This window comes from Chamaesiphon sp. OTE_8_metabat_110, assembly GCF_031382685.1.
Classification (GTDB): Bacteria; Cyanobacteriota; Cyanobacteriia; order Cyanobacteriales; family Chamaesiphonaceae; genus Chamaesiphon.
In genome coordinates, this window is sequence record NZ_JANMZA010000211.1 from 1 (window position 1) to 2,018 (window position 2,018).

Sequence of the window (2,018 nt, forward strand, 5' to 3'; positions counted from 1 at the left end):
CGTCCGACATTTGGGTTGGTGAGCTACGCCCAATTGAAGTCCGGTAAAATTAAAATTGAAGGTAAAACCGTCCGAGTGGCTCCTCTGGCTAGTATCTATCGATCGCGACAAGTGGCGATCGAGTTGAAAGAAGCGATCGAGCGGGGTGAATTTTTGTTAACAGCGGCTGTCGCTGCCTTACCATCCGATCGCGCTTTTATCCCACAAGATCGCCGTCAAATGCCTAGTCTCTTGGATGATTAAATTGAGTGTCAATGATTAGGGACGCTCTTGGCACATTCTGCGGTTGATATATCAATTTTAAACTGTATAAATAATTACTAAGTATGATATTTTTATTTATTAACTAAATTAAATTACGCAGCACGATGAAATGTTTAAAAGTTATCGCCAATAGTAAAGAAATTGTGAAGTATTGATGGTATCTTTAGATGCGATTGTAAATTACTATGTTAAAGATCTGAACTTTCATTCCTCAGAAGTTAACCTTACCAGTGATTGCGATATACCCCGGTAGTTTCGACCCGATTACTCTAGGTCATTTAGATATTATCGAGCGGGGTAGTAAGCTCTTCGATCGAGTGGTCGTTGCCGTACTAAGAAATCCGGGAAAAACGCCCCTATTTACCGTAGAGCAACGTTTGCGCCAGATCCGGACAGCAACCAAACATTTACCTCAAGTAGAAGTAGATAGCTTTGACGGATTGACAGTGACTTACGCCAACCTGATCGGTGCTGGCGTTTTGTTGCGAGGACTCAGAGTTTTGTCTGACTTTGAGAAAGAACTCCAAATGGCGCACACTAACAAAACCTTGTCTACAGAGATTGAAACAGTGTTTTTAGCAACTTCCACAGAGTATGGTTTCCTCAGCAGTAGTATTGTCAAGGAAATCGCTAGATTCAACGGCTCGATCGATCACCTTGTCTCACCTCATGTTGCCTCGGAAATTTACCAATGTTACAACACTCCCACTATCCAGCAGTAGCAGACCAAAGCTACGCTAGCATCTTAGAAGACCGTTCGATCGTGCCAAGCATTCAAGCAAAAAATCTGGAATCTGCGGCGGTATTTGCCGCGATCGAGCGGTTAGAAAGCCGAATTTTGAATAGTCCTCGCGTACCATTGACTGGTAAAACAATGGTCGATGAGGAAGAAATTTTGCAGCAGATCGACAGAATTCGCGAGCAGTTACCAGAAGTAATCGCTACGGCGCAAGAAGTATTGCAGTATAAGGATCGCTTGATTAGAGAAGCTGCTGGGCAAGCGCAGCAGATTCTCGCTGAGGCAAATCAACGCGCCTATCAAGTCGCCAATGAAGTGGGAATTATCGATCGCGCCGAACGCGAAGCCCAGCAAATCCGGCAAGCGGCGATCTCGGAGTGCGAGCAACTCCGACAACAAACAACCCTAGAAATGCAGCGGATCGGCGATCGCCATCTCCAAGACCTCGACCGGATGCGGGCACAAGTAGAGCTAGAATGTCAGCAGACTCAAGATGGCGCGGATGAATATGCCGATCGCGTTTTACACAATATGGAGTATCAGCTTACCGATATCCTCCACGCCATTCAACGCGGCAGACAGCGCCTGATGAGCGATGCAACCGATCCTACGCCTAATGCCTAATCTCCAGCAGCTCGAAGCTTGCTGGCAGTACTCGGGGAGCGAGCCATGCCGCCACCGGAAGTTGTTAGTACTCGATCGCATTACCAATCCCCTATCCCCTATTCCCTATTCCCTATTCCCTATCCCCTATTCCCTTCTACACATGATGTAAGACAATTACTGAGATTTCGGGACGACAGTTAAATCTGGCTTTGGGTGGCCCGGTAGTACCGACACCTGGACTGACATACAATTGCATCGCGCCCAGATGATATAGTCCATTAATGTATTTTTTCCCCCAGGGTGGTGTGACTCTCGGCGCAAACGGTAACACAATTTGCCCGCCGTGAGAGTGCCCCGAAAGTTGCAGTTCAAACTGATAGCTAGCCGCTGCAATATCGCCAAAGTCGGG

Annotated in this window: 3 protein-coding genes and 1 pseudogene; 3 read left to right on the top strand and 1 reads right to left on the bottom strand. The window is 46.9% G+C overall.

From position 1 onward, the window contains the following. From RMO52_RS07880 to RMO52_RS07890, 3 genes are all read left to right on the top strand, one after another. A partial coding sequence (locus RMO52_RS07880; RefSeq protein ID WP_310412649.1) for a homocysteine biosynthesis protein occupies positions 1 to 243 on the top strand: 243 nt, incomplete at its 5' end. Between the two features lie 251 nt (positions 244 to 494). Next, a complete protein-coding gene (gene coaD, locus RMO52_RS07885; RefSeq protein ID WP_310412652.1) occupies positions 495 to 986 on the top strand; it encodes a pantetheine-phosphate adenylyltransferase in 492 nt (163 codons plus the stop codon). Next, positions 956 to 1,627 (top strand): hypothetical protein, encoded by a 672-nt coding sequence (locus tag RMO52_RS07890; protein WP_310412655.1) that lies wholly within the window; start codon positions 956 to 958, stop codon positions 1,625 to 1,627. Before coaD ends, RMO52_RS07890 begins: the two co-directional genes overlap by 31 nt. 136 nt (positions 1,628 to 1,763) lie before the next feature. Here RMO52_RS07890 and RMO52_RS07895 read toward each other — a convergent pair. Beyond that, positions 1,764 to 2,018, bottom strand: a pseudogene (locus RMO52_RS07895) (metallophosphoesterase); the annotation flags it as partial.

What these genes read in the sequence shown, in the direction of transcription:
- RMO52_RS07890 (WP_310412655.1), top strand. Translation starts at nt 956, where the DNA reads ATGTTACAACACTCCCACTATCCAGCAGTAGCAGACCAAAGCTACGCT.